Below are 25,004 nucleotides of genomic sequence, written 5' to 3'. Positions count from 1 at the left end.
TTCATGTCGGAGCATGGTCGCGGAGCTACTGGTGCCATGGCTAAATATGTTTTATGTCCACAATGTCCACACACCATAAATATAACTATTAATAGATACCGACAAGATGTACTTCCATACATGTCCACCACAGCGTTTAACAGTTCACGCTTTTGTGAGAGGGTTAAGCAGCTAGCTGATTATACCCAGCGTGCGCATACTGAACAAATATATGGTGCTGCAATTAATAGCCTTGACTATCCAACTAAAAACACCTTAGTAGAACAAAGTGTATTAAATTGGGTAATGCATGGATATCCCCCAACCCGATAATTTAATCACAACTAACTTGACACTGTATCTGAATGCACCCCACCACCTCAGTATTATTTGCTCTGAGGTGGTGGGGTGCTCTCTTCAATTTCCCGTATCGCCCGTTTATCCAGATTGCACTGTTCAATCACCGTCAATAACCGTTCATTTAAAATCAGGCTGTCACCCCATGTCATTTTGTCCGGTATTGCAGGCGGCTGACAGTCAGCGAGCAGATGCGCCGGGATCGGTATTGGCGGAATCTGAACGTATTCGGTTCGTGTGCTGCTGCAACCGGCTAACAACCCCATCAGGAATAGTACGATGGGCACAATCATGATTGACAACAACCGTTTTGATGGCAGCCTGCGTTTTCTCAGAATCCACGGCTGACCGCTGTCGGTTTTCGCTATTAATGCGTGAGATGTCATTGAATAACCTGATAGAGTGGTAGGCGTTATCGGTGATGGACTGCTGGCGCTGGTTCTGCTGGGTCAGTGATTCATTTTCACTCGCCAGCCGACCGTTTTCTGCATATACCGAATAGACGGAGTGTGCAGCATAACCAATCAGCGCGATACCTATAATCACAACGCCAAATTTCAATTGCCATTTCATAGCAACTCAAACGCCCGTTCGAACGTCTCCGGTGAATAGGGTTGCTGGCCGTTCTCCATCTGGATCATCGCCTTGACTAATACTGTCATAACACGCTGATCGTTAACATCAATCACTGCACAACTATCGATACCGACTGAGCGGCTCACATAGGTGATGTAACTCTCGGTATCATTCTCACTCGGTGGCGCCCAACGGGAAATAAATTGGCGGATGGTCCTGTCATCATAGAGTTTCACGTAATTGCGCAGGATCTTGATCATCGCCCGAATACCGTACTCTGGTGCAATAAACTGACAGAATGACTGATCAGTCTGCCTGCTGCACAGTCCCTGCCATTGGTCACCGTGGCGGATATTGCCCGGATTGTTATTGCCAATGCCTCTGGGCATCATTTATCCCCCAACCGTTTGTTAATCGCACGAACAGCAAACTCGCGTATTTTCTCAACGCCAATAAAACCAACGGCGCCCCCGATAGCCGGTGCAAAATTGATAGGAATGCCAAACATCTCCAGACCACTGGATACACTCCATGATAAGGCCCCACAAAGCAGCGCCTCTACCCAGCGGTTCTTACGTTCCACACCGTCGTAAATTAGTCGGCCGTAACAAATGGCTATTGCCAACACTGAGCCGGATATTTGCGGCCACGAGTTTTTTAGGCCATTTAACATGTCAGCCCATAAATCAGGATTTTCTTTCATCTTCATATTCCACCCCATTAGAATAATGGGCGTCCGTGGGGTGAAATAGGTTCGCCCCTGTGAGTTGTAGTAAGTGGGTTGCCAGCCGCAATAGCGATACTGAGGTTCTGTGAGTGATTGCGGTGGCAAATTCGATTAATGAATTGATGGCCACTTCTTATTTCCCCCCTCAAATGAGGGAGCAAAAACGGAAAGTGGCGATAAAAAAGCTACGCCAAATGAAGCGCAGCCCAAAACTCAACGTGTAAATTGAGGCGAGTTATTTCCAGTTGAAACAGTAAGGAAGCGGATTGCCTGCATTTGGTTGTTGCAATAGACTACCTAACTTTTTGGCATCACTGTTATCATACTCGCCAATAAACTCGTATTCGTGCTTACCAAATAAATGGCTGTCGATACTGCCACCCAATTGATAAGCGACGCCGTCCACCGTTATCGTGAGGCTTTTCTTAAATAAATCCACCAGCTTCTGATAACCGTCTTGATTATTATCCGAAGAAACTCGGATAAAGATTTTCTGGTTTAACCCATCCCATACGAACAACGAGAATTTTGTGATAATTGTTTTATTTTGGAGGTTAATCAATGTACCGAAAGGACCTAGATGTTCACCAGCAGGTTCAAATTCAGCGTCAGCCAGGTATCCCCACATTTGATCTTTGTTAGAAAAAGATCCCGTATCCACTGCAAGATCAAAGCTCAGCATACAATCAGCAGGCTGTGGTTTTACCCCTGAGTTCACCAGATGCCAGTCACATGCCATCAGGTCATCGGGGGTGGGCTGCCAAGGAAACCATTCACCATGCTTATTGCTCTTTTCTATATAAACAGGTTCATCAACTGATGATTGAGACGTCAGACGCATGTGTTCACCCGGCGCATCCCAATCACTGCGGTGTAATTTATTTCCCAGGTACACCTGTATGATCGCCCACGGACAAGAGCCGACAGGCGCGGTTACTGTGTTAATCTTGTATTGTGCGGGAATAATTTTGCACTGCTTTTCTGGATTATTAACTTCAGACATAAGCACCTCATTTAACGATGAATTAATAAAGGCCATTTCATTCCGCTGCTAAATAACCAGAAATTTTATTTAAGCCAAATTTTTATCTCAACGATATCTTCCCTATCGATAGGCATAAAATTTGATAGACGATGGTGCCTTATTGAGTGGTCAACTCTAAGTTGATCTCTTGCTCCGTCTGCTTAAACCGCGCTTTTTCCAGTTCAACACCCAACACGCGACGATTCAACTTCAAAGCCGCTTTCAGTGTTGCCCCAGACCCCATAAAGAAATCGGCGACCATATCCCCTTCACGGCTGCTGGACTGGATAATATGTGCCATCAGGTCAGCCGGCTTTTCGCAGGGGTGTTTGCCGGGATAATACTGCACAGGAACAAAATGCCAGACATCGGTATAAGTTACATGAATCATATTCCTGTCATAATTCTTTATACTGACGTGAAAAATCTAAGTAGTGTTTTTTACTAACACCTTGCAAAAGAACTAAATATAGTCTAAATTTAGTCTTCATCCGTTACTAACGGACTCCAAAGCGGAATTTGGAATTAAAATTAGACAATATTTGAAATCACAAAGCGGCTTAAGTGCCGAACGTATCTGACATCTTCTTAATGTCAGCACGAAGCTTACTGTCAGCAAATGCAAAAACGGCGACTCTTCGTCAATGAGTTTGAATGAAGCCTATCGTTATTAGCCAATGCAAACGTAAAAGCGGTAACTCTTCGTCAATAACTTTGTAAGATTCTTTCTTACAATAGGAGTAATTAAATGAAAATAGAAACAATAAGTTATATAAAAAAGCATGCCGCTATGCTTGAACTATCGGAGCCAATACTGGTTACCCAGAATGGCCTACCTGCTTACGTTATTGAATCATTTGAGGATCGCAAACAGCGAGACGATGCTATCGCGTTACTAAAATTGCTGGCGATATCTCAAAAAGACAAACAGTCAGGAAAGCTACACTCGCGTGACCAGTTGTTGGAAAGTATTTGATACTTATCAATAACTAGGAGGAAAAGTGCCTGAAGATACAACTGTAACAATAAAATACACTGATACCGCAAAATATAGCCTTAAAGATATTGCAAATTTTTTACGGTCTAAAGATATTGATCCCTTACCTATAGTTAACGATCTGATTTCAGAATTCGAAAGTAAAGTCAGCATTTTTCCATTATCTTGCCCGATTTCTCTTCAGTTAAGTAAAGTCGGTGTGATGGAATATCGTGAATGTAGTACAAAAAACGGATATAGAATCCTTTACACAGTCGATTCAGAAACTGATGTAGTAGTACACGTCGTTCTGCATCAAAGACAAGATATACAGGCATTACTTCTAAAACGCATGATTGAGTACCACATTTAAATCGGATTAGATGCTAATACTATTAAAAGTAAAACATGATATTACATATCAAAAAACCCGCATCTTAGGCGGGTTCTTTTCTGCATTTCGCTGCTTGCGGGTATAGCTTCGCGAAGCGTATATGAAAATATTAACTTCTTCGGCAAAAAAGTCAAACTTTATTCGAGTAATGATAATTTCACGCGATGCTCAACTTTAGCTCCCTATAACATGGGCTTGTTGAAGCCAGTCGCGTTGACTTTTACCTTGTTTAAAATTGGCAAAAATACCCAGTGTATGAGAAAGCAGTTTTCTGGCTATTCGATTACTCAAATGCCACAAATCCCGTGCCCAGCACTTCTCGATAGCAAATTGCCCAGCGAGTTGACCAATGACGGTTTCAATTAAGCGCCGTTTGGCATTAATGCGCTTTCTTGTTTCTCTGGGGACTGGGTCATCCATATTGGCACGCACCGGGGCTATCATTTCAATACCCGACTGCTTCATTTCCTCTTGAAATTCAAAACCTAAATAACCTTTATCGCCGAGCAAACAGCCTTTTATTGGGCTAGTCAAGTCCCAGACCGCTTCACGCTCACTGACATTGGCGGGCGTCAATGTGAATCCCGTTACTACGCCAATTTCATCTATCATGAGATGCCCTTTAAAGCCGTAGTAAGTTTCGTTTTTGGCGGCGCAGTACCCATAATCAGCTTGTCCTTTAAAGCTGGCACTGCCTTTCGCTCTTTTGAATCCACAGATGGGCAACGGAAATCCGTCGACAATATGTACCGGCCTATCGAACGCACCCAATAACCTCGCCAGCTTTTCTTGCAGCTTTTGTTTAACAGCCCAAAGATTCGCAACCTGTTTAGCAAAATTGGCGCGTGAACCCAGTCCCGGAAACCACTCGCACCAGTGATCACGAAAGTACGTCCAAATTCCTTTATCCGTTGAAAAGCCTAAGAATTCACCCACCACTTCCATCGTGATGGCTTCCGCATCGCTCAGCTTAGGTGGGTATCCCCGGCTTCTGAATCGAGAGCTTTGCTGTAACGCCGTTAAATTATCGTCTACCCAACAAAACACCCAAATGATAAAATCTTGCTGTGACATAGCCTTTGTTCCTTTATTTCTCTCAGTTTGGCGACTTAAAGTTATAAAGGAGCGGCTATGTCATTTCAACTCACCATAAAAGTCGAGCATCGCGTTAATTTCTTTCGAATTCATCACACATTGGCCGGTAAAGCATAAACTCAGCTACCCCTAACCAAGCATTAACACGGTTTTGGCAAGTTCTTAATGATATTTCAGGATGCCTTTTATTCATTTCAACCGCTATCTTATATTTTGATTTCTTATAGCAATACCGTTCCTTAATAATATTCAAAAGCCCTTTGTCATTTTTAAATACTTGTCCAATAACATAATTCATTTTTAAACCTTCCGTGTCTGTACAGAACATCAGACTGCTGATTGCTTGCTTTTCTTTCATTTCTTCAAAAAATAATAAGAGATCTTGTTTAGATATTCCTGCCTGTTCTATTTTTTTAAGGGCTGCTTGAAGAGATCTTTTGGTGATAACAGTATCAGCCAGTAATCGGGAAAATATACCTGCTGCTTGAGGTGACTGACTAAATACAGACCAACGTCCCCACATTTTCAACCGTCCTTGAATCCAAACACTTTCAAGGGTACGCAACCTCAGATATTCGTCACCTTTTCCACATGTTACCGGATAAATCATTCTGCGCCCCTTGCCTTCATCTTGCTTGATATATTCACACCCGACATAGCCGTACCTCTTCTACTTCCCTTTTAACCTGTGCTAATAATTCAATTTCTGTCCCATGAGTCGTCTGCCATGTTTTCGGTGCCGCATGGAATCCTGTGGGATAACAGGCCCGATGGTGGCGGGGACATAACGGCAGCACGGAGAAGTGATCGGCTCGCTGTGCCATCCCCTGCCCTGTTCGCACATGATGGATTTCCGCCGGCGACGCCCCCAACCCCAGATTACGGCAACAAATACAACCTAAAGAGGCCACATCCGACAGCCACTGTTTTTCACTGTTGGTCATTGGTCTTGCCTCTTCCTCACGCAAAATCAAACAACTGTGCAGCCGCATTTTCGGCGGCATCACGGATCGGGAAGTTGCGGTACAAGATGAAGTTCCACAGCACATTCAGTGTGGCTTTATAGAGTGCCTGAAATTCCAGATCATCCATTTTGGCGAAACTGACAGAGCGGGGTTCCCGGTGCAGGCTGCCATTAGGCATTTCATAGGTGTCGTAATGCCCGGCTTCCACCGTGACCCAGCGCCGGAAGGCATCAAAGGATTTGGTGGCGGTGATGTTATGAGCACGGTTTTTCGACAGGCCAGACAGGTATTCATCAGCCGCCGATTGTAAGGCATCCTGACTGCCAGCGAAGTGGGCCAGAAACTGGACATAGCCGCGCACAAGGGCTTTTTCTTCGGGGGAGATCGTGCCGCCCGTGGGTTCCCAGTATTCGAACCCAAGATTCAACAGGGCAAAATATTTGCGGTGGAAACGCGGGTTACGGGCTTTCTTGAAATCCGCATACAGCACATCGCCACATTTCACTTTGAAATGCAGGTAGTCTCTGGCCGCTGGGGTAGCCGGTTTCAGCGTGTCGTCGGAAATTTTGATAAAACTATGCTGCGCCATTCTTGATCCTTTGAGGTCATGGCACAGCAGCTTCGGTTTAGGTTCGGGTGTTCAGGCCGATGGAATAATTTTAGCGGGTTACAATCCGTTATGCTACCGACAATTTCTGCAAGCGGGACGTATCCAGATTTTGCTTAATATGCCAGATATCATAGGCATTCTGCATTCCCAGCCACACATGCGGGGCACTGCCGATAACCACAGAAAGACGAACCGCCATTTCTGGGGAAACATGCGACTGACAGCTAATCAGCCGTTGTACCGTAGAAGGGGCAACCTCCAGTGCCTTCGCTAATGCCCTGGCACTCATGTTTAAGGTTTCCATCGTTTCTTTGATTAGCTCGCCCGGATGGGGCGGATTATACATCGTACTCATCAGTGATAATCCTCATAGTTGACGACATAAACATCACCGTTAATAAATTCAAAAGTGATGCGCCAGTTTCCGGTGACGGTGATTGACCACTGCCCTTTTTTATCACCGGTTAACGGATGCAAAAAGAAACCCGGCACATCGATGTCTTTTATGTCTTTGGCTAAATCGAGAACACTTAAACGCAAACTGATCTTCTTTGCTTGTTTAGCATCAATACCTGCAGTCGAGCCGGTATCAAAGAATTTCTTCAGCCCTTTATGCTTAAAACTTTTTATCATGTCATTTTATGCCTTTGGGGTGTTGCGTGTAACGCATTATACAAAATGCCGCGTGATACGCAACACTAAATTTATCATACCAGTTTCAGCGTATGCCAGCCCAATGTATTCCAACACGCGGCTTCACCCGAAAAACAGCATTCAGCCACCGGTAAAGACTCACCACATTTTCCACAGCATTGTTCCTGTAGCTCAGCCATCTGCTGTTTTAATGAACGGTCATCTATTCGAATTAACATCGTGAGGTATTCATTGACATCGTAAGGCTCCCTGCCCGGTCTACGTAACACACAATTACGCTTCAGCATCGCCAATTCCTGATTATCAAGGAGCAATTCTATTTTGGTAACGCCAGCCTCCTGCTGGCGCTGACGTTGGGCGGCTTTACGTTCTGCGGGGGATTTAGCCATGATTGGATTTCCTGAGCTTATAAACCGAATTGCGGGTACGGATAAAACCATCAGCATTAAAGGAATGAATATTCTGAACCAATGACGTAATGATTTCAGTGCCATCAGACCAGCATTGATTAACTAACATCATGGTAAATGCGCCCACTTGCCCGAAGATCAGCGTTACCGTAGAGAATAAACCCTGTCAGCTCGATTTCCGCCGTGTATACCTTGCTTTCCGTGTTTAATTGCTTATCCATCGTTATTCTCCCAGCCAGTCGTAAACAAACCGGATCAACGCCATCACCGGCAGTGAAACCGGAAAGGTCAGCAGCAGGAACAAGGCGAGCATATGGAGCCAGAATTCTTCATCGGTCAGAATTTCCCAGTAACCGATCACTTCGTCTTTTAGGTAATGCAAAAAGTTGTTTGATGTTTTCATTGGTCTTGCCTCTCTCAGTGAGTCTGATTTCTCAATGTCCAAAGTTTTTGTAATTTAATTAATCCCTTGCCCGTCACCAGTGACGTGATACATTCCTGAATGCCGCGTTCCGGGTGTTCCCAACGACCTAATTTCACATCCATCAAGCCTGCTTGTATTTTTTCCTGATACGGTTCATTGCGACGGGTGACCCAGCCGATTTGTCGCAGGAATGCAAACAAACGGGTTCGACCTGTACCTAAAACCTTAGCAACCTGCGCAATGCTGAGGGAACCATGTGACGCAGAGATTTTGTCATGAAATTCAACTTTCGGCGCATCTTCAAAGATCTGGTGCTCTAACTGGTTCACCGCCAGCGAAAGCCGCTCTTTCTCCTCTTCAGCCTGAATGACCATCAGCGCCAGTTGTTTAGCATTGGGTAAAACCGATTGTGGTGTTGTCAGCCTGCCTGAGTGGTAGTCGATAAAGGTTTGGTTAACCTGCAGACGGAATTTTGGGGAAATCCAGCCAGCATATTCGATAGCTAAAAGTTCGTGAGCGAAAGTCCCCCCTGTGCGCCCTGCTTTTTTAACTACCGTGATCTCGGTAGTTTGGTTTTGCAATTCTGAAATTAATTGGATAGTTCCCTCAAGTGCTAGCCAATAACTTGGGCCATGTTTCTTTTCCCTGCCACTTGCCTTATGTAGCGCATTCAGATTAAAACGTCCTTCCGCATCGGTGGTGATTTCAACGCCTGCGATTACGGGCAAGGTTTTCTTATCGATAACATTTAACATACGGGTTCCTTTGTTGAGTCTTACATCACATCACGCCAGTCATTCAGGCATGTTTAAAAAAACGGCTATTCCCTCGATTCCGCTGAAAGTCGCTTGATAACTTCTTTTTCAATCGGTTTAGGTGCTGTCATCACCTGTTTGTAGACTGTCTTTTGAACGGGCGTTTTACGTAATAACACCCGCTGGACATCGCCCAGTGGCATACGGAGCAAAATGGCGATGTACTCTGCTGTTCTGCCGAGCCGAGTGAGTTCATACATGCCCCGGACAATATTCTGGCCATAGTTAAATCGCTTCCCAATGTTGATGCTGGGTTCTGCTGCTGTCACAGGTTTTGCCACTGGAATGAGTTTCGGCTTAGGCTGGTAAGGCTGGCGACTACGTGCCCGTGCTGCTTGATTTAAATCATCAAGAATACGGTCAGTGTGATCGCAGCCATCATCAACAATATGACGGTTATCCAGGATCAGTTTGTTGACATCGTTTTCGTTGTTCATGGGGTCTTACCTCGTTTTTGTTTATCCGCTTTTGGTCAGAAAGTGTTTTAGTTACTGGTCAGAACACGGCTCTTTCGCCGCCTGTTCCGCGGCCTGTTTCCAGATCCCACGCCAGGCAGCCAATGCCGGTACCTCACTCATCCGCCCCAAACCCGCTTTACGCGCAAGTTGCGCTGCCAGTTCCTGAATACGGTTCGTCGGTGTCCAGCCGGTTGAAAACAGTTGTTGGAACGTGGCATCGCGCTCCACAGTATCGATGGTGATGGCGGTTTCTCCGGCTTTCAGCCAACGGCCATTGACACAGGCAGGACGCCCCGCTTTGTCCCACTTGCACGCTTTATCGAAATACTCCGTGCAATTCTCCGGGCCAAACAGGGTCTTCGGGCGCAGGTAATCGCGCATCTTGCCATCTTCCCGCCACTTGGTAGTCAGGTAATCCGTAATAAGTTTCAGGTCTTCCACCGTATAACCGTCACTCAATCGCGCTCGGATATACCCCATCGTGGTTTTGCCATCACGGTAGTTAGAGTCGGTCACCTGATTGAAATAAACCAAGACCTGTCGGGCTGGATCGTGGTCGGGTTCCACCGGAACCTGACAAGAAACGTTAGTCTCTGTTGTACTCTCTGTAGTAATCTCTGTTGTAGTCTCTGTAAGATCAGGCCAATTTGACCCATTCAGAACGGCGCATTCTGACCCGTTGGAATGTGCCAAATTGCCCCTGTCGATAAGGTCATTTTGACCCGCTCGATGGTCTTCTTTTGCGTTGTTCGATGGGGGCATTTTGACCTTATCGGCTAACAATAGGTGCTCATAATTGATTGCGTAATAATTCGTCCGGTCATGGCTGGATTTATTAATTTGCTCAATCCGCAACACACCCAGCTTTTTCAAATTTGCCAGCGCTCGTTTAATGGTGGATTCGGAAAAAAACGGGAATTGCGCTTGCCATTTTTCGACCGTGTTGTAGATCCAGCGGCAGCCATTGACCTCAATACCCGACGACGTTTCTGTCAGCCAGTATTGGATCTGCTGCAAAATAATGGCCTCATTCAATCCCAGGCGCATGGCCAACTCAGGGATAACCACTAGTGGGCGGCTTTTTAACAATAACAAATTCATATCACGCCCTTACTTATTTTTGGCTCTGCCATTTTTCTGTCTTTTGCCCTGTTCCCAAGCTGTCAGCGCCGCTTCCCTGCGGCCTTCATAAATTTCTGACACTTCCTCAAAAGTGGCAGGCTTACCGTTCCGGCGAAAGCCATTGCGATAAGTGATCTTATCGATGGGTTTCATCATTGGTCTTGCCTCTCGTTAATGCACGTTGGTCAAACGGGGTTCAATGGCATTTAACGCAGATACCGCGATGGCTATACGGTGTGACATGTCACGCCCTCCAAGCAGGGTTTCACTTATGGCGGCAGCAAATTCCCTGATCGCAACAGACGCGAGATAATTCAGGCTCTCTTCGTTCATTAACTTCGCCCGCCGTTCTGCCGGCAATGCCGCTTCAATGGCCGGTAACAGTTCCGTGATCTTGCGTTGTGCTGCGTTCGAATCACTGCGCAACCAGCGAAAAATTTGTTGCCGGTTATTGTTTATCGCTTTCCAGTCAGCATTTCCTGTTGCGTCCTCAATCTGACGTAACCGATGGTGAGAACAACCCGCACCTAGTAGGAAATACATACGACTGACTTCAATGGCTACATGCTCCTGCCCTCGCTCCATGGCCCAAGCCTCAACTTCGGCTCTGAGCGTATTGATATCTTGCTCCACGATTTGCGTCTCCTGTCGCAATGTTGATTATTGAAAATCAGTTTTTGATCTTTGTTATCAGCTACACTTCAAGTAATCCATCTTTAGGATTAGGGTATAAATCTGGACGTAACTCATGTGGTGTTACTCCAGTTACTTTATAAATGGGTATAACTCTTTGCGGAGGAACAATCCCATGTGAACGATGTATCCAATAACTAATAGTCATTTGAGAAACATTTAGCTTTTCAGCTAAAGCTTTCGCTGAACCAGCAATTTCAATTGCGCGTTTTAATGCAGTCACTATTTTTCTCCTAATCTGCTTACGTGCATTTATTAAACAATTAGTTGATACCAATTGTCAACTGTTTGTTTATTTATATATATAAACATTATGTTTATAATGTCAAGATGAAAGACAATTTAAAAAACAATGCCGCCGTACTGGCGAGACTTAACGAACTTATGGATCAACAGGGTATATCTAAAGCAGATATGGCCCGTATCGCTGGTGTTAGCCCACAAGCGGTTAATAATTGGTTCAACAGAGGTGATATAGGTAAACGTTCAGCTCAAAAATTAGCTCAACACGCTGGGGTTTCAGTAGATTGGATATTAGGGGATAGCGATGTAGACGGACCAAATGACACACCAGAGCGACCACTTTCTCCACGAGAAAAAATTCTATTAGAACTCTTTAATGAGTTACCTGATAGTGAAGCCGATCAACTCCTAAAAACTCTTGAAGAGAAAAAACGGTATTATGATACCTTACTAGATGAATTATTACATAAAAGGCAAAATAAAAAAGCATAATTTATTGTATTTAATAATATTTTTTACTTTCCTAAAAAATTGCCTTTCAGATAGTTGATATCATCACCTCACCAAAATTATTAATCGTTCCACAAAATATTCTCGTATTAACAAGGCCTCCTAATTAGTGGCCTTGTTGCCTGCCTTTTTAGCAAATAACCGCTTTAAATTTTTCCTATTAGAAAACCTAAAAAACCGACGCATAAACTTTTAGTTGATAATTATGTTGACACATTCATCAACTTATTGTTTAATTCAAACCATCAACAGCAAACAGGCAGGACGCCCACGAAGTAGCCGCTACCGGCATATGAAGAGGTAGATGATTTGCTCAGACAATACGGCACAGCAGCCGTTTAGGTTAAGTGTTCAAGACCAAATTTGCAGTTTCAGTTGTCATGGAGGAGGAGAACCGCAGCACTCATCGCGACCTGCCATGATTACCACTCGATGACAACTGACTTTTATCTCAACACCAGGGGATACAGTCAGAAAGAGACCAATCACCATTAGCGTGATGCACCAAAGAGGCAACTAAACCGGTCGTCAGCCTTGACCAGGGTAAAGCGACGCTGGATAGCGTAACCAGCACCTTTTAGTTCAGACTCAAAACCGTTAGGAGAATTAAAAAATGAAAGCTGATGAAGTGGCAAAATTACAATCTGATGCTGTTCTTGACGATCTTATTGAATATTTGACATGTGCTGTATCACCTAATAGCACAGCCAAAGATGCTATGGAGCAAATCATAAATTTTAAGCAAGAAATAAAATTGCACCAAACATTAAATTACTCACAACAGACGTAAAAAAACCCACCGAAGTGGGTTCTTTTACCCCGGGTCGCCGACCAAAGCTACCGGGTTTCTTAGAGCGGAGACCAATCCGCTCAAAGAGGCAAGACCAATGATAACTCATCGATCCACGACAATATATAGGAGTTGCTATGAAAGCACAACCCAAGACTCTCAAAATTACCCTCTATGTGTATGCCAAAGAAGGTTTTGACCGACAGATTGAGTTCACCACGTTCACCAATGAACCTGTGAACACTACCTTTTGGGGGGCATTAGTTTCTCAGCATGACGTGGAAATCACGCTCCCGTCAGTTAATAAGTCTAATCTCATCCAGGCGCAGATCGACGCACTTAAGGCTGAAAAAGAAAAAGTACTGTCCCATGCGCAGGTAGAAGTGAACCGGATTGAAGACCACATCCAGTCGCTCTTATGCATTGAAGGTAAACCGGTTTCCGCTTCCGATATGGAGCTTCCTTATTAAACCTGGGTGAAGTATGCAAGACATCAATGACGTGATTGAAATGATTCTGGATGCAGGCTTAGCGGCCGTTGAGCATGAAAATAACAGTGATTCTATGAAAGGGGTAACCCATATTTCTATTCTTGGCGGAAAACGGCGGGTGGAATATTACCCGACAACGGGGATGGTTTACTCAAATCCTGTCAAGGATCTTTATTCCACTGTTCGGCTTCCCAAAGCCGGCATTCGAAGAGCCATCAAACTAGCTAAAAAAGGCAATTAACAAGAGGCAAGACCCATGACAACTTACGTTTGTGTATTTGAGCCGACTCCAGCGGCTCAACAGGGCGGTGCGATATCTTTAGCCATCGCGCTTGAAGCCAATTCCATCAAAATGGCGAAAGCCATGGCCATTGTGAATTTAGGTGAATTCTATCCTGATGATATGGATAAATTTAACACCGATAATCCCATTATTTGTGAAGATCGGGTCGGCTCCCCTCGCCCCCCCGTGGGTAAATTTGATGAGAAGTTTGCGACTGAATATGAATTCAATGGCACAACCTGGCAGGCTAAAAGCCTCGAACCGGCTCAAACCCCAGCCATTAACAAACGTGATTTTGTTCATACTTATGCCACCCTGGATTTAGAAATCGCGCTGGCATTACTGGACGGGGATTTTCATTGCTGGGCGGTTATGTCACACAGTTTGACGGCCGCTAAACAACTCATTGCAGACAACGATAAAACATGGCGTTGGTGGTCTATGACATTTCGTATCAGAACGGATGCTTTATCTATCCCACGCGAAACAATTTTCAAGATAGTTCGCGAAGGTAAACGGCGCCCTGAGTTTTTGAGAAGCTTTAACACCATGAAGGCATTTTTGAACCACGCCTTAAGTGATACCCGCATCGCTGAATTACAGGATGCGCCTGACGAGCCGGCATCAATACCAGAAACCTCAGCAGAGAACGGCACTGTCAGTGAAGTTGAAACCCAGACAACACCCGAAATGAAAGCAGAAAAAAGCGAAACTAAACCCCGTAAAACCAGAAAGACCAAACCAGCCAAAAAGGAGACTGTACCGGAAACCGAAGAAATAGCGCCAGAAACTGAGAAAGCCGCACCAGAAATCGAGGAAGCTGCACCAGAAACTGAGAAAGCGGCACCAAAAACCGAGGAAACCGCACCCAAAACGGCGGCCAATGATGAAATCACTCCATTATTGCCAGTCAGTGGCCAGAACGCCAGTAATGATAATTTCCAGCACCGTGCCGATCTGCTCGAAGAAACCATCAAGGCACAGGGTAATCAACAGCAGGCCAATCTGCGTATCTGGAAAGCGGTTCAGCGTACCGATCCGCGTTTTACCAAGCCACTGGAAGGGATGGGTTATAGCGGTACCAGCATCAACAGTAACTATATGCTGATGCGAGCCACTGAAATATTTGGCCCAATTGGTAAAGGCTGGGGCTATGACATTCTGGAAGAAAAATCTATCGACGGCATTCCCATGACTGAACCCGTTCTGGATGAGCGTAATAAACAAATAGCCACCCGTTTTTTGCGTGATGGTGATGGCTCATTAATTTTTACCCAGAACCATTCTATCAAGATTTTATTCTGGTACGCAGATGAATATGGCGAACGTGCATCATTCATCAGTTATGGCGCGACACCCTATCGTTACCAATCAAATTATGGACCAAAAGCAGACGGTGAAGTGCTTAAGAAATCCCTGACAGACGCCATCAAAAAAGCCTTATCCATGCTTGGGTTTAGCGCCGATGTCTTTATGGGGATGCACGATAACCCAGAATACTTGGCTGAAAACAAAATTGAATTCGGTATCAAAGCCGCCAGTGATAAAGCCGAAGATCTCACCCGTTTACGTAAGGAGCTGGACGAGAAGTTTGCACGCAACACCGAAACCATGAAAACGGCGATCACTAAAAATGAGCTGAGGGGCATTGCATCCACACTGACCCGTGAAATCGACGTGCATCTCAAGAACGCGAAGTCACTCGGTGACAAAGAGTATGAACGCTATCTATCAGGCCGCTTACGCCGTTTAACTGAAATCGAAAAAGACTGTTTATCTAAACTGGAAGAGGCAAACTCATGACCACTGCGATTGCATTAGCCGCCGACTATGATCAGTTGCAAAAATTGATAGCAGCCGGTGAATTTTCACCGGAAGCCATCGCCGATACCCTTGAAGGTCTTGAGGGTGAGTTAGGTGACAAACTGGATACCATCATGATCCATGTCCGCAATCTTGAAGGGCAGGCCCGAACGCTGGACGATGAGGCCAGGCGACTCACTGAGCGCAAAAAATCCTTTGAAAGTCAGGTCAAACACCTCAAGAAATATGTGCTGGATTGCTTGCTCAAAGCCGAACTGAACAGCCTGATGACCACGAAAAATACCTTCAGTGCGCGTCAGGGTATCGCCAGAGTCATTATCGATAATGAGATGTTATTGCCCGATGAATTAGTGGATGTGCAGACCATCACCGCACCGGACAAGAAAGCGATTAAGGCGGCTATCGAACGCGGTGAAACCGTACCGGGCGCACATCTCGAAATCGGGGAAAGAAGTTTGCAGGTTCGTTAACCATCAATTTATGCCCGATGATTCGGGCATTGAGGAGCACATAATGGCAGCAAGACTTGAAGTCAGTATCTTTTATAACGAAGAAATCGGGCAGTGCGAAGTGACCTGGTCGGCGGACAAAACCGAAGATTTTGCCCCCATGGAAAAGGCCGCCCTGGAACAACTGAAAACGGCCTTGGTAGGCCAACTGAATTCCGTCCACCGTCATGGTCAATTACATTGAGAGGGACAGTACGATGAAAAATAATCTGGAAGATCTGCATAATCATCTGTTTGCACAGTTAGAACGCCTTTCTGATGAAGCGCTGAAAGGTGAAGAACTCGAAAACGAAATTGCCCGTTCAAAGGCGGTTTCGGCTGTCGCCAACCAAATTGTGGAAAACGGCAAACTGGCACTTACGGTGCAAAAGATGTTGGGTGATAACGAAATTCAGTCCGCGCCCAAATATCTGGAGGTGAAATAATGGCGAATTTTGTCTATACCCCGGCAATGGAAGCCTGGATGCGGCAACATTATCTATTACGGCTGGGTAATCTCACCGTCGCCTTTAACCGGCAATTTAATGTGATTCGTTCCCCTGATGCCATTAATGCACTGCGAAAGCGATTGGGATTAAAAACAGGCCGCAGCGGTTGTTTTGTGAAAGGTCACACTCCGGCCAACAAAGGCGCAAAAGGGTTAACCGGTTCAAATTCAGGATCATTTAAGAAAAATAACCGTCCCCATAACTCTCTGGCTATTGGCAGTGAAGCCGTGACTAAGGACGGTTATATCAAAATAAAAGTGGCTGAACCCAATAAATGGAAACTGAAACATCGGGTAGTTTGGGAACAACATCATGGCCAGATCCCCAAAGGCGGCGTGATTAAATTTATCGATGACGATAAACAAAACTGTGCGATTGAAAACCTGATGCTGATATCGCAACAAGAGAATGCGGTCATTAACCGGTACTATGCAAATGCCCCCGCTGAATACAAACCAACCACTGTTCAGCTCGCACGGATAAAGATGGCCATTAGAGAGAAAACAAGAGGCAAGACCCATGCTTAAACATCAACATAAACGTTACCAGCCCATCAGACTTACCCTGCCTGATGGAACAAGCGGCCAAGTCATCACTGACCGCCGCTGCGCCGTCTTTTATGACTTCCCGCCCGAAGTCAAAATCGAGCCGCTTGACAACCACCAGAAGGCAGAGGCCGACAGTTTATTCCTCACCCGTAAACCTGATTAAGCCTAATCAGAAATCTGGTCACGTAATGCATAGCATGATGGGACATCCACCGAAAGGAGCACCATCATGCAACCCTGGCAACCGGGACAACAACTATTAACTGACTTCGATATCAAACTGGGACGATTAGCCGCCAGCGTCAAAAATGCGCCCTGTGATCAGGCAGAGATTACCCGCGCTTGTGACACCGCTGATCTGCTCATTTTATCAATGATGAGGCAAGACCATGAAAAACCACTGCGACATTATCACCGATGAAGAAATGGAAGAATTGACTGGGTATCAAGTTCCCTCCAAACAATGCGAGGCACTGGCCAAACATGGCATTTTCTTTATTACGCGCCAAGACGGTAAACCCCGAACAACCTGGAAGCATTTTAACCACCCCATGATTGCCACCCGTTACTCTAAGCCTGCCGAAGAGCCCGATTTCGAGAACATGTAATTATGGCCAGAACAAGGAAGAACGCCGCCGATGCCAAGTTACCCAAACGGGTCTATCGGGGAAAAACCAAATTTGAATTTCATCCAGCCAGAGGGGGATCGATTTCCCTTTGCCCTCTGGACGCCCCGCTTTCAGTTATCTGGGCGGAGTATGAAAAAATTATCTGTGACATGTCACGCGAGGAAAACACCGTGTCAAAATTAATCAAACAATTCCTGGCTTCAGCCACGTTTCAGGATCTGGCGACAGACACCAAAAAAGACTATCGGAAATATGCCAACAAGCTGATCCCTGTTTTTGGGAGAATGGCACCGGACAATGTGAAACCTGAGCATGTCAGAAAGTATATGGACAAACGCGGGCTGAAGAGCAGGACACAGGCCAACCGCGAAAAAACTTTCTTGTCCCGGGTCTACAAGTGGGGCTATGAGCGTGGAATGGTCAAAGGTAATCCGTGTAAAGGCGTGCAGCAATACAAGGAAAAAGCGCGGGAACGGTATATCACGGATGCGGAATATCATGCACTTTATTCCGTTGCCCCTACTGTCGTTAAAGTAGCGATGGAGCTGGCTTACTTGTGCTGTGCGCGGCAAGCCGATGTTCTGTCACTCACCCGCGCCCAGCTAATGGAAAACGGGATCTTTATTCGCCAGGGTAAAACCGGCAAAAAACAAATTAAAGCCTGGACGAAACGCTTAGAAAATGTGGTGAAGCTGAGTAACACACTCATAACTGATCCCGGTATTGTCAGCCTGTATGTAATTTGTCAGGCCAAAGGCCATAAATATACCCGCGATGGTTTTAACAGCCGCTGGAAAAAAGCCAGAGCCGCCGCAAAAGAGGCATTTCCTCATCTGGATTTTAATTTCACTTTTCACGACTTAAAGGCAAAAGGCATCTCCGATCTGGAAGGTACGCTGGCCGAAAAACAGGTAATTTCGGGTCATAAAAACATTACCCAGACCGCAAGATACAACAGAAAAATTGAAGTGGTTCCGGTTGTTGGCGGCCAACACACGGGATAATATTAGGAAAGGATATTAGGAATTTATTAGGAATGTGATTTGTGTCATGAAAAAAAGCCACCTTTACGGTGGCTTTTCTGTTCCCTAACTTGATGTTTTACATCAAGTTTTAATTTGGTGCCAGGGCGGGACTAGTAAATAAATGTAATTAATTGAATATATTAAAAATTATTTTTGTAATTTATTTTTATGCCCCTATTAATGCCCCTCGTTTGTTTGTGCTTGTTTATTTATCTAACTAATTGATTTAATAAAAATCATGACTATACATACAGGCTATATATATGGTAAAGCTTAATCTTTAATACTCAATCACAGGATACCTATTAATGCTTATGAGAGCATTATTCACCTGTATCAATGAACAGCATAAACACGTTGGTATCATGTGGCACATAAATAACATTCAGAAAATAATATTTCTAATAATTTTAAGATGCAAATCACAATATTTTAAATACCAATAAGGTTGGATTTATTTTTTTGTTGCTTTCCCATTGAAAAGTAAACGAGTCTGCCCAATATGACAATCGTTCACAACAAATGCGGAGCTACAATGAGTATTCAAAGCAAGTTTAATACATTCCATAAAGCAATCAAATTAGGTCGTAAGGATCCAGAATATAAAAATGCTCGTTCAAAGGATGATAGTATCACAGAAGATATTAAAGCTCGTTTTAAGGAAGACGGTTATCCTATCATCGAAGATTTCATTCAGGGATCACTAGCAACTCATACTGCTATTAAAGAAAAAGGCCAGGATTTCGATATAGATCGAGCAATAGTCATCGAAGTAAGTTTGGCTCCTGATAACCCAATCATACCGAAGGAAGCTGTACTAGAAGTGCTAGAAAACAGGAAATTTAAGAATGCAAAAATTAAAAAGCCTTGTGTGACAGCTGATTATAAAACAGAAAACTTGCATATCGATATACCTGTTTATCGTCGATATGAAAATGAGCAGTATGAACTTGCTATTGGTAAGAGGCATTCCGATGAAAACAATAGGGAATGGTCCACAGCAGCACCTCATGAATTAATCGACTGGATTAATCGTTCCGACAAATATGGATTTTATGAATCTGAAAAAATTGCTCAGTACCGCCGTATTGTTCGTTATTTGAAGCGCTGGAGAAATTTCAAATTTAAAGAAGAAGTACGTCAGAAAATTTTCTCCATTGGTATCGCAGTTATGGTGAAGGAACAATTTCAATCTTCAGTCAATACGGAGGGTTTTCCTGATGATTTATTAGCACTTAGGACAACGTTATATGGCATACTAAACTATGGTGGCTATTTCACCGAAGTGGAGGAGGATATATATAAAGTCAAAGTATTACTGCCAGTCAGTCCTCGGCGAGATATTTTTTATAAAAGCAGTACTAATACTGGGACACAATTCCGTAACAAACTGAGATCACTACTGAATATTCTTGATAAAACTGCAAATGAAGAAAATGAATCAAAACAGTGTGATCTGCTTCGTAGTGTATTTGGCGAAGACTTTCCAGAATCTACATCCTCAAATTCTACAGGATCTTCGAGTGCAAAAACTGTTTTTGCAACCGCTGGAGCGGTAGGGACATCACAAGGCGCATGAACTACTCATTTATTAAGGAATGTTTAACTAACTGCGGGTACTGTGTATCCGCAGTTGCTTACAACTCCGATGAAATCAATGCACTTAAAGTTGAGCAAAAAATTGGGGATCATAAGGTAGAGTTACTCCATTTTTATGTGAGAGAGCTTTATCAAATGCCAGAATTCTTGCTCAACAAACCTTCACATTTTGATCGATTAGCCCATACTACTGTTTTTCAGGATGTTGATCTTGCAACTATCTGTGTCAATGTGCCAGATTCTGTGTCTGTGAATTATGAAAAACCTGAGTTGGCTTTTATCGAATCTCTTAATAGGCATATTAGATTATTAACACGTGCGTTAATGGAACCTGAATGGAATAAACAAGAATTACTGAGAGAATTTCAGGCTGGTTGGCTGAGTATTATTGGCAATACAGAAAGTAATTTCATATGCCTATCTGAAAGTAGTGAATTAGAAATACTAAAAGTTTTAAAGCCACGGGCGGGAGTCCAAATGGGGCTTGCTACATACTATTTGGGACATCCGGTAAATTGGTCTTCAGAGAATACAATTTCTTTGCTTGCTAACCAATTGAAAAAAAGGAATCAGGCAGATGGATTGGGTTATATCATACCACTGAATGAACTTATACCAGCTCCATGGACGGAAAATGAACTTGGTGAATGGTACTTATCAGTGTTGTCATCCTTACATGCAGATGTTTTGTTCAAACTCAAAAATCAATATAGACAACAGCGTGTCCGTGAAATTTGGGTTATTTTTAATGGTTATACCTCATCAGGAAGAACATGGTTCGGAATTCATTTTTCCCTAAAAAGCTCTGTCAACGGAAAAAAACATTTACCTTTGACTGGTGCTAATTTGCAGGATTGGAAACTTAAAGCAATAAAAGTTTCGTTATTTAACAAAGAGAGACTTATGCCCCGAAGTGGGGCTGAGCAACGCCTACAAGACAAAAAAGTGCTATTAGTAGGGTGTGGATCTGTAGGGGGGGATATCGCTGATAAACTTGCAGCATCAGGTCTTGGTCATATCACATTATGTGATATAGATTATTTTACTTTGGAAAACTTATATCGACATATTCTACCAATTAATTTTGTATCTTATCTTAAAGTTAGTTCATTGTCGGCAAGTCTGACTCACAAATATCCTTGGTTAAGTATCAATGCGAAAAACTTAACGCTATTACAATTGAGATCACGAGATTTTCTTACGAAATATGATCTCATTATAATCGCAATCGGTTCACCAACACATGAGCGACTTTTCCATGATTACTTGTTAAAAGAAAAAATTAAGGTACCGATGATTAACTCATGGGTTGAAGGTTACGGAATCGGAGGACATGCTACATTAGATATACCGAGTAAACTTGGTTGTCTACGTTGTGCATATGTAAACCCAAAAGATCTTTCAAGAGGGCTTGCATCTAATCTTAACTTTTTAAAGCATAACCAAGATATAACAAAAAATCACGCCGGTTGTGGTGATGCTTTTCTACCCTATACATATATAGCCTCAACACAAACATCATTAATTGCTGCGGATTTGGCAGTTAAATATCTACTGGAAAGAGTGAACGAATCTTCAAAAGTGAGCTGGAAAGGACAAGCTGATGAGGCTATTGATAATGGCTTCTTAGTTAGTGATAGATATTATGCGTTTACGCGCTCACTTGAAATTTTATCATTATATAACAATGAATGCGATATTTGCAATGGATGATTTATCAATTGAAGTGGTTTCTTCTGAGCTTCAGGTACTTATTCGGAAAGGAGTGATAAGTATGTGGGAGAAGTATCGACAAATAGACCCAGATGCTCATGAAGCTTTCGGGGTGTTGATAGGTTCTAAGTGTATTGATTTTGCATACTATCATATATCAGAAATCACTGAACCAAAGGAACAAGATATCCACTCAAGAAGAAGTTTCACTTTGAAAGATCCAGGACATCAGGCGATTGTTAATGCGTTATTTGAAAGTTCCGGTGGTCAGCTTGTTTATCTTGGTACGTGGCATACACATCCAGAACCTAACCCCCACGCCTCGTCGATTGATATCAAAGACTGGAAAGCATGCTTAAAGCGTAATAAAGATCGCCAGCTTTTTTTTATAATAGTAGGTACCGAAAAAAAAGCACTTTATTATTTTGATGGGGAAATTTTTAACCGATACGAGTTTTGAGGTTATTACGATGAATAAAGAACTACTAATCCATATAGCAAAATTAATATTCAAACCGAAGGATCAACTTACACGATTAGCATTAGGTCTGTTCAAATTGGGATTGCTATCATTATTAGGTGGTTGGGGAATAAGTATTAAGTTTACAAAAGAGTTTCTGGAAAAAAATTTAAAAATAATTGAAGATATAAATGTTGGATATCAAAAGTATACAGATATTGCTTATTGCTTTGGAAGTTTGGCTTGTCTATTTGGATTGGGACTATGGTGTTATGCGGCATGGATTGCAATGAAAGATATGAATCGAAAAGATATAGTTTTAATCAGTGCCTTTGGTTTTGAAAATATAGATCCTAACTCCTCGATTAGTGGTCTTTCATATAGAGAGAAAGCAAAAATATTGCCATTGAAGTTTCCTCCTTTTGATTCGAGGAATAAAGAAAACATTATACATAAGGCTGCTTTTTTAAAGCAAAGTATTCTTGAAAGAACACAACATTCTGATGCGAGTCAGGCATATATAATCTCTTTGGGTAGTGTCCCATATCTTTTTATGATCGGAAGTTTTATGCGTGATGGACATCTACCTTTAAAGATTTTTGATTTTGACCGCACTAAAAACTATTTTCACCCATTGGATGAATTTCCTACAGGAGCGATCTTGTTAAAAAAGTATCGCGGTGCCGAAGTCCAAAAAATCTCCTCAATTCAACCAAACGATGAGGGAGTTATTGGATTAGCAATCTCATTTACCATGGAAATTCAAGATAGTGAATTGCCTGAAAGCATCATTGATCATACATTACATGTCGAACTAAGTACGGGATTTCGATTCGATAATCTCCCAGCAGAAGAAGAACAAGGAAAAATTACTAAAGAGTTAAGTTATATTATATCGGAGCTAAAACAGCGTACGAGCAGAGTTGATCTATTTATTTCTGCTCAAGCATCCTTCATATTACGATTAGGAACTTTATATCAGGAAGGTTTACATGGTGTTGTGACAGTCTGGCACTGGAATCCATCAAGCAAAAGTTATGAATGGAGTTTATCTATTAATGGTAATAAAGTTGATTGAAATGTATAGCTATAGTTAGTTAAGCTATTTTATTATAGTTCTTATTGAGAAGATATCTATATATGCTTATCTTCTCAATAACTTTAAAATTTAAGCTTGGTTATTCTTATGACTTATTGCGAAATTTACGCTCAATAAGTTGACCACGCTGATCAAAATACCGACTAGGCCAGATTTCTGAAGGATGGACACCGAGATAATCAGCAATTATCCATTCACCTTTCGGCCACGGTCTGCTGAAAGCATTTGCCAGTGTTGATGAACTGAGTCCCGCTTCACGAGAAACAGCCGCTAAGGTTGTTCCACGTTTACGTAATGCAGCGATGATATCGGCCTGATGCCAGTCAGTTCTAATGTTGTTATTCATTCCTGCTACCCCTTCCATTAATTAATCATTGATGGTGGTGATTCAAGGTAGGGTTAGCAGACCGGGTCAAGATTCCGGCGAGACGTGAGTCTCCCCTACCTGAACCACCATTGAAAGGGTGAGCGCAGGCGCACTGGTAGAAACATCCTACCAGTGTTCTTGACTCAAGGCTGCTAAACCTTGACCACTAGATTTTGCTAATGGCAGAAATACTTTAACGGATTGTTTTACCTAACACAATAACCGAATCACTAAGTTGAACGACTATAAACCCGTTCAACATAACGCCCTCGGCCATCACCATGCCCCAAATCCATTGAAACCAGTGCTCGTGTTTCCTGACGGCTAAAACCATTTTGTTGATAAAATCTCAGTGCATCCTGCGCCCACGCATAGCGCAGACTGTGAGGAGAATAGCAACCGGTTAAACCAATCTTTGTGGTATGTGTCCGCCAGTAATTCATGGCCTGTTTGAGATCGGGCTTATCAATCAACCTACCGCCGCGTTGTTCTGCAACAGCAATGGCTTGCTCGACAGCCTCTTTCACCGCTGCAATATCCAGTACGCGGGTTTGCCTTGGCCGGCCGCCTTTTGTACCGAAAACAACATGCAGTTTCGGCTCTGGTTGCTCTAACTGTTTACGCCAGCTTTTCAATGATGCACTGCATTGTACCGCTTCCTGAGAACGTAACCCCAGCAATCGGGCGAGTTTCAGTGTGACGGCAAATCCGGCATCACGTTCAAGGGCTTTTTGATAAATCATCTGAAACGTAGTATCTGGAATCGCCTGTTTCGTTCCAGCGCGGCTAGTGCCGCTTAATCCCAATGCCTGATTGCTCAATCTTGGCGAAGTTTCCAGTTTTTCCCTGCCAGCCATGCGAAAGATATTACGCAGTGCCGCCATTTCATTTTGCACTGTTCGTTTAGCAATCCCCTGAGACAAACGGGCATCAACATACTGTTCCACATGCTTGGCTTTCAAATTATTAAGGCTTTTCACCTGAATATTCAGGCTCAATAACAAAGCACCCAAACGCCCGGCGATCCGAATGCGATCATGACAAGTTTTATGGCTACCGCCGCCTTGTCGGGCAAAAAATTTTAATTCTTTCATCAATCGACTCATCCATTTTTCTCCACTGATATCCGACAATCTACGATCTCTGG

The 25,004-nt window shown here is 43.5% G+C and carries 42 protein-coding genes and 1 pseudogene; 19 read left to right on the top strand and 24 right to left on the bottom strand.

Translation table 11 applies throughout. The features are described 5' to 3' along the window. Positions 1-365 precede the first annotated feature (365 nt). From WDV74_RS07615 to WDV74_RS07590, 6 genes and pseudogenes are all read right to left on the bottom strand, one after another. Positions 366-488 carry a hypothetical protein gene (locus WDV74_RS07615; protein ID WP_338885302.1) on the bottom strand — a complete coding sequence of 41 codons (123 nt, stop codon included), beginning with the start codon at positions 486-488 and terminating at the stop codon, positions 366-368. Between the two features lie 28 nt (positions 489-516). Beyond that, a complete protein-coding gene (locus tag WDV74_RS07610; RefSeq protein ID WP_338885301.1) occupies positions 517-909 on the bottom strand; it encodes a hypothetical protein in 393 nt (130 codons plus the stop codon). Next, positions 906-1,301: a structural protein gene (locus WDV74_RS07605; RefSeq protein WP_338885558.1), complete on the bottom strand. Its 396-nt coding sequence runs from the start codon at positions 1,299-1,301 to the stop codon at positions 906-908. Before WDV74_RS07605 ends, WDV74_RS07610 begins: the two co-directional genes overlap by 4 nt. Next, positions 1,301-1,615 (bottom strand): phage holin, lambda family, encoded by a 315-nt coding sequence (locus tag WDV74_RS07600; RefSeq protein ID WP_338885557.1) that lies wholly within the window; start codon positions 1,613-1,615, stop codon positions 1,301-1,303. Before WDV74_RS07600 ends, WDV74_RS07605 begins: the two co-directional genes overlap by 1 nt. Before the next feature lie 259 nt (positions 1,616-1,874). Then, positions 1,875-2,642 (bottom strand): MW1434 family type I TA system toxin, encoded by a 768-nt coding sequence (locus WDV74_RS07595; RefSeq protein WP_273559885.1) that lies wholly within the window; start codon positions 2,640-2,642, stop codon positions 1,875-1,877. Between the two features lie 139 nt (positions 2,643-2,781). Then, positions 2,782-3,039: pseudogene (locus tag WDV74_RS07590) on the bottom strand (site-specific DNA-methyltransferase); the annotation flags it as partial. A 372-nt stretch (positions 3,040-3,411) separates the two neighbouring features. Here WDV74_RS07590 and WDV74_RS07585 point away from each other — a divergent pair. Together WDV74_RS07585 and WDV74_RS07580 are read left to right on the top strand one after the other, a co-directional pair. After that, on the top strand, positions 3,412-3,639 hold the full coding sequence (locus WDV74_RS07585; protein WP_273559886.1) for a type II toxin-antitoxin system Phd/YefM family antitoxin: 228 nt from the start codon (positions 3,412-3,414) through the stop codon (positions 3,637-3,639). Between the two features lie 25 nt (positions 3,640-3,664). Beyond that, positions 3,665-4,012, top strand: coding sequence for a type II toxin-antitoxin system RelE/ParE family toxin (locus WDV74_RS07580; RefSeq protein WP_273559887.1), 348 nt, complete (start codon positions 3,665-3,667; stop codon positions 4,010-4,012). Between the two features lie 195 nt (positions 4,013-4,207). Here the strand turns inward: WDV74_RS07580 and WDV74_RS07575 are convergent, their stop codons facing one another. From WDV74_RS07575 to WDV74_RS07500, 16 genes are all read right to left on the bottom strand, one after another. Further along, entirely contained in the window at positions 4,208-5,107 is a 900-nt protein-coding gene (locus WDV74_RS07575; protein ID WP_338882223.1) for an IS982 family transposase, read from the bottom strand. Positions 5,108-5,201: 94 nt separating this feature from the next. Next, positions 5,202-5,738: a DUF1133 family protein gene (locus WDV74_RS07570; protein ID WP_338885368.1), complete on the bottom strand. Its 537-nt coding sequence runs from the start codon at positions 5,736-5,738 to the stop codon at positions 5,202-5,204. Positions 5,739-5,772: 34 nt separating this feature from the next. Continuing rightward, a complete protein-coding gene (locus tag WDV74_RS07565) occupies positions 5,773-6,072 on the bottom strand; it encodes a Ref family recombination enhancement nuclease (protein WP_338885367.1) in 300 nt (99 codons plus the stop codon). A gap of 16 nt (positions 6,073-6,088) precedes the next feature. Continuing rightward, positions 6,089-6,682 (bottom strand): DUF1367 family protein, encoded by a 594-nt coding sequence (locus WDV74_RS07560; protein WP_338885366.1) that lies wholly within the window; start codon positions 6,680-6,682, stop codon positions 6,089-6,091. An 88-nt stretch (positions 6,683-6,770) separates the two neighbouring features. After that, positions 6,771-7,058 (bottom strand): HigA family addiction module antitoxin, encoded by a 288-nt coding sequence (locus WDV74_RS07555; RefSeq protein WP_338885295.1) that lies wholly within the window; start codon positions 7,056-7,058, stop codon positions 6,771-6,773. Beyond that, positions 7,058-7,336, bottom strand: coding sequence for a type II toxin-antitoxin system RelE/ParE family toxin (locus tag WDV74_RS07550; RefSeq protein WP_338885364.1), 279 nt, complete (start codon positions 7,334-7,336; stop codon positions 7,058-7,060). Before WDV74_RS07550 ends, WDV74_RS07555 begins: the two co-directional genes overlap by 1 nt. Before the next feature lie 74 nt (positions 7,337-7,410). Beyond that, entirely contained in the window at positions 7,411-7,746 is a 336-nt protein-coding gene (locus WDV74_RS07545) for a hypothetical protein (protein ID WP_338885363.1), read from the bottom strand. After that, on the bottom strand, positions 7,739-7,879 hold the full coding sequence (locus WDV74_RS07540; RefSeq protein WP_338885294.1) for a hypothetical protein: 141 nt from the start codon (positions 7,877-7,879) through the stop codon (positions 7,739-7,741). The genes WDV74_RS07545 and WDV74_RS07540 overlap by 8 nt, the downstream gene beginning before the upstream one ends. Continuing rightward, positions 7,866-7,988 carry a hypothetical protein gene (locus tag WDV74_RS07535; protein WP_338885293.1) on the bottom strand — a complete coding sequence of 41 codons (123 nt, stop codon included), beginning with the start codon at positions 7,986-7,988 and terminating at the stop codon, positions 7,866-7,868. The genes WDV74_RS07540 and WDV74_RS07535 overlap by 14 nt, the downstream gene beginning before the upstream one ends. Before the next feature lie 2 nt (positions 7,989-7,990). Continuing rightward, entirely contained in the window at positions 7,991-8,170 is a 180-nt protein-coding gene (locus WDV74_RS07530) for a hypothetical protein (RefSeq protein ID WP_273571030.1), read from the bottom strand. A gap of 14 nt (positions 8,171-8,184) precedes the next feature. Beyond that, positions 8,185-8,946 carry a phage antirepressor KilAC domain-containing protein gene (locus tag WDV74_RS07525; RefSeq protein WP_338885362.1) on the bottom strand — a complete coding sequence of 254 codons (762 nt, stop codon included), beginning with the start codon at positions 8,944-8,946 and terminating at the stop codon, positions 8,185-8,187. A gap of 65 nt (positions 8,947-9,011) precedes the next feature. Further along, on the bottom strand, positions 9,012-9,443 hold the full coding sequence (locus tag WDV74_RS07520) for a hypothetical protein (RefSeq protein WP_273571032.1): 432 nt from the start codon (positions 9,441-9,443) through the stop codon (positions 9,012-9,014). A 51-nt stretch (positions 9,444-9,494) separates the two neighbouring features. Further along, entirely contained in the window at positions 9,495-10,565 is a 1,071-nt protein-coding gene (locus tag WDV74_RS07515) for a conserved phage C-terminal domain-containing protein (protein WP_338885361.1), read from the bottom strand. A gap of 9 nt (positions 10,566-10,574) precedes the next feature. After that, positions 10,575-10,742 carry a hypothetical protein gene (locus tag WDV74_RS07510; protein ID WP_338885360.1) on the bottom strand — a complete coding sequence of 56 codons (168 nt, stop codon included), beginning with the start codon at positions 10,740-10,742 and terminating at the stop codon, positions 10,575-10,577. 15 nt (positions 10,743-10,757) lie between these two features. Continuing rightward, positions 10,758-11,219, bottom strand: coding sequence for a toxin YdaT family protein (locus WDV74_RS07505; RefSeq protein ID WP_273571035.1), 462 nt, complete (start codon positions 11,217-11,219; stop codon positions 10,758-10,760). A 61-nt stretch (positions 11,220-11,280) separates the two neighbouring features. After that, complete coding sequence (locus tag WDV74_RS07500; protein ID WP_338885359.1) at positions 11,281-11,502, bottom strand: YdaS family helix-turn-helix protein; 222 nt, start codon at positions 11,500-11,502, stop codon at positions 11,281-11,283. A gap of 107 nt (positions 11,503-11,609) precedes the next feature. Between WDV74_RS07500 and WDV74_RS07495 the strand changes: the two genes are divergently transcribed. The 17 genes from WDV74_RS07495 (at position 11,610) to WDV74_RS07415 (ending at position 23,469) form a co-directional block, all read left to right on the top strand. Continuing rightward, complete coding sequence (locus WDV74_RS07495) at positions 11,610-12,014, top strand: helix-turn-helix domain-containing protein (protein WP_338885358.1); 405 nt, start codon at positions 11,610-11,612, stop codon at positions 12,012-12,014. 631 nt (positions 12,015-12,645) lie between these two features. Further along, positions 12,646-12,822 carry a hypothetical protein gene (locus WDV74_RS07490; RefSeq protein WP_338885357.1) on the top strand — a complete coding sequence of 59 codons (177 nt, stop codon included), beginning with the start codon at positions 12,646-12,648 and terminating at the stop codon, positions 12,820-12,822. 137 nt (positions 12,823-12,959) lie between these two features. Continuing rightward, positions 12,960-13,292, top strand: coding sequence for a hypothetical protein (locus WDV74_RS07485; RefSeq protein ID WP_338885356.1), 333 nt, complete (start codon positions 12,960-12,962; stop codon positions 13,290-13,292). A gap of 13 nt (positions 13,293-13,305) precedes the next feature. Then, a complete protein-coding gene (locus tag WDV74_RS07480; protein WP_338885355.1) occupies positions 13,306-13,554 on the top strand; it encodes a hypothetical protein in 249 nt (82 codons plus the stop codon). Between the two features lie 15 nt (positions 13,555-13,569). Beyond that, positions 13,570-15,399, top strand: a complete 1,830-nt coding sequence (locus WDV74_RS07475; RefSeq protein WP_338885354.1) for a hypothetical protein — start codon at positions 13,570-13,572, stop codon at positions 15,397-15,399. Further along, positions 15,396-15,890, top strand: a complete 495-nt coding sequence (locus WDV74_RS07470; protein ID WP_338885353.1) for a siphovirus Gp157 family protein — start codon at positions 15,396-15,398, stop codon at positions 15,888-15,890. Before WDV74_RS07475 ends, WDV74_RS07470 begins: the two co-directional genes overlap by 4 nt. Before the next feature lie 43 nt (positions 15,891-15,933). Next, a complete protein-coding gene (locus WDV74_RS07465; protein WP_338885287.1) occupies positions 15,934-16,113 on the top strand; it encodes a hypothetical protein in 180 nt (59 codons plus the stop codon). Positions 16,114-16,126: 13 nt separating this feature from the next. Then, positions 16,127-16,354: a hypothetical protein gene (locus WDV74_RS07460; protein WP_338885286.1), complete on the top strand. Its 228-nt coding sequence runs from the start codon at positions 16,127-16,129 to the stop codon at positions 16,352-16,354. Beyond that, positions 16,354-16,944, top strand: coding sequence for an HNH endonuclease signature motif containing protein (locus WDV74_RS07455; RefSeq protein ID WP_338885352.1), 591 nt, complete (start codon positions 16,354-16,356; stop codon positions 16,942-16,944). The genes WDV74_RS07460 and WDV74_RS07455 overlap by 1 nt, the downstream gene beginning before the upstream one ends. After that, positions 16,937-17,128: a hypothetical protein gene (locus WDV74_RS07450; protein WP_338885351.1), complete on the top strand. Its 192-nt coding sequence runs from the start codon at positions 16,937-16,939 to the stop codon at positions 17,126-17,128. Before WDV74_RS07455 ends, WDV74_RS07450 begins: the two co-directional genes overlap by 8 nt. Positions 17,129-17,194: 66 nt before the next feature. Continuing rightward, positions 17,195-17,386 carry a hypothetical protein gene (locus WDV74_RS07445; RefSeq protein ID WP_338885350.1) on the top strand — a complete coding sequence of 64 codons (192 nt, stop codon included), beginning with the start codon at positions 17,195-17,197 and terminating at the stop codon, positions 17,384-17,386. Then, positions 17,355-17,573 carry a DUF4224 domain-containing protein gene (locus WDV74_RS07440; RefSeq protein ID WP_273571047.1) on the top strand — a complete coding sequence of 73 codons (219 nt, stop codon included), beginning with the start codon at positions 17,355-17,357 and terminating at the stop codon, positions 17,571-17,573. The genes WDV74_RS07445 and WDV74_RS07440 overlap by 32 nt, the downstream gene beginning before the upstream one ends. A gap of 2 nt (positions 17,574-17,575) precedes the next feature. Next, positions 17,576-18,598 carry a tyrosine-type recombinase/integrase gene (locus WDV74_RS07435; RefSeq protein ID WP_273571048.1) on the top strand — a complete coding sequence of 341 codons (1,023 nt, stop codon included), beginning with the start codon at positions 17,576-17,578 and terminating at the stop codon, positions 18,596-18,598. A 556-nt stretch (positions 18,599-19,154) separates the two neighbouring features. Next, on the top strand, positions 19,155-20,198 hold the full coding sequence (locus tag WDV74_RS07430) for a nucleotidyltransferase (RefSeq protein WP_047683837.1): 1,044 nt from the start codon (positions 19,155-19,157) through the stop codon (positions 20,196-20,198). Continuing rightward, positions 20,195-21,931: a ThiF family adenylyltransferase gene (locus WDV74_RS07425; RefSeq protein WP_047683834.1), complete on the top strand. Its 1,737-nt coding sequence runs from the start codon at positions 20,195-20,197 to the stop codon at positions 21,929-21,931. Before WDV74_RS07430 ends, WDV74_RS07425 begins: the two co-directional genes overlap by 4 nt. Then, complete coding sequence (locus WDV74_RS07420; RefSeq protein WP_338885347.1) at positions 21,924-22,391, top strand: Mov34/MPN/PAD-1 family protein; 468 nt, start codon at positions 21,924-21,926, stop codon at positions 22,389-22,391. The genes WDV74_RS07425 and WDV74_RS07420 overlap by 8 nt, the downstream gene beginning before the upstream one ends. A 10-nt stretch (positions 22,392-22,401) precedes the next feature. Further along, a complete protein-coding gene (locus WDV74_RS07415; protein WP_338885346.1) occupies positions 22,402-23,469 on the top strand; it encodes an SAVED domain-containing protein in 1,068 nt (355 codons plus the stop codon). A 106-nt stretch (positions 23,470-23,575) separates the two neighbouring features. On the opposite strand, the gene WDV74_RS07410 is transcribed toward WDV74_RS07415, so the two are convergent. Beyond that, positions 23,576-23,836, bottom strand: coding sequence for a helix-turn-helix transcriptional regulator (locus tag WDV74_RS07410; RefSeq protein WP_047683826.1), 261 nt, complete (start codon positions 23,834-23,836; stop codon positions 23,576-23,578). 251 nt (positions 23,837-24,087) lie between these two features. After that, the gene (locus WDV74_RS07405) at positions 24,088-24,963 is read right to left on the bottom strand and encodes an integrase domain-containing protein (RefSeq protein WP_338885345.1); all 876 of its coding nucleotides are present in this window, start codon (positions 24,961-24,963) and stop codon (positions 24,088-24,090) included. Between the last annotated feature and the right edge of the window lie 41 nt (positions 24,964-25,004).

The sequence above is a fragment of the Xenorhabdus sp. TH1 genome (assembly GCF_037260955.1).
GTDB lineage: Bacteria > Pseudomonadota > Gammaproteobacteria > Enterobacterales > Enterobacteriaceae > Xenorhabdus > Xenorhabdus griffiniae.
Note: the sequence above shows the minus strand (reverse complement) of the source record. Positions and strands in the feature narration are given on the sequence as shown.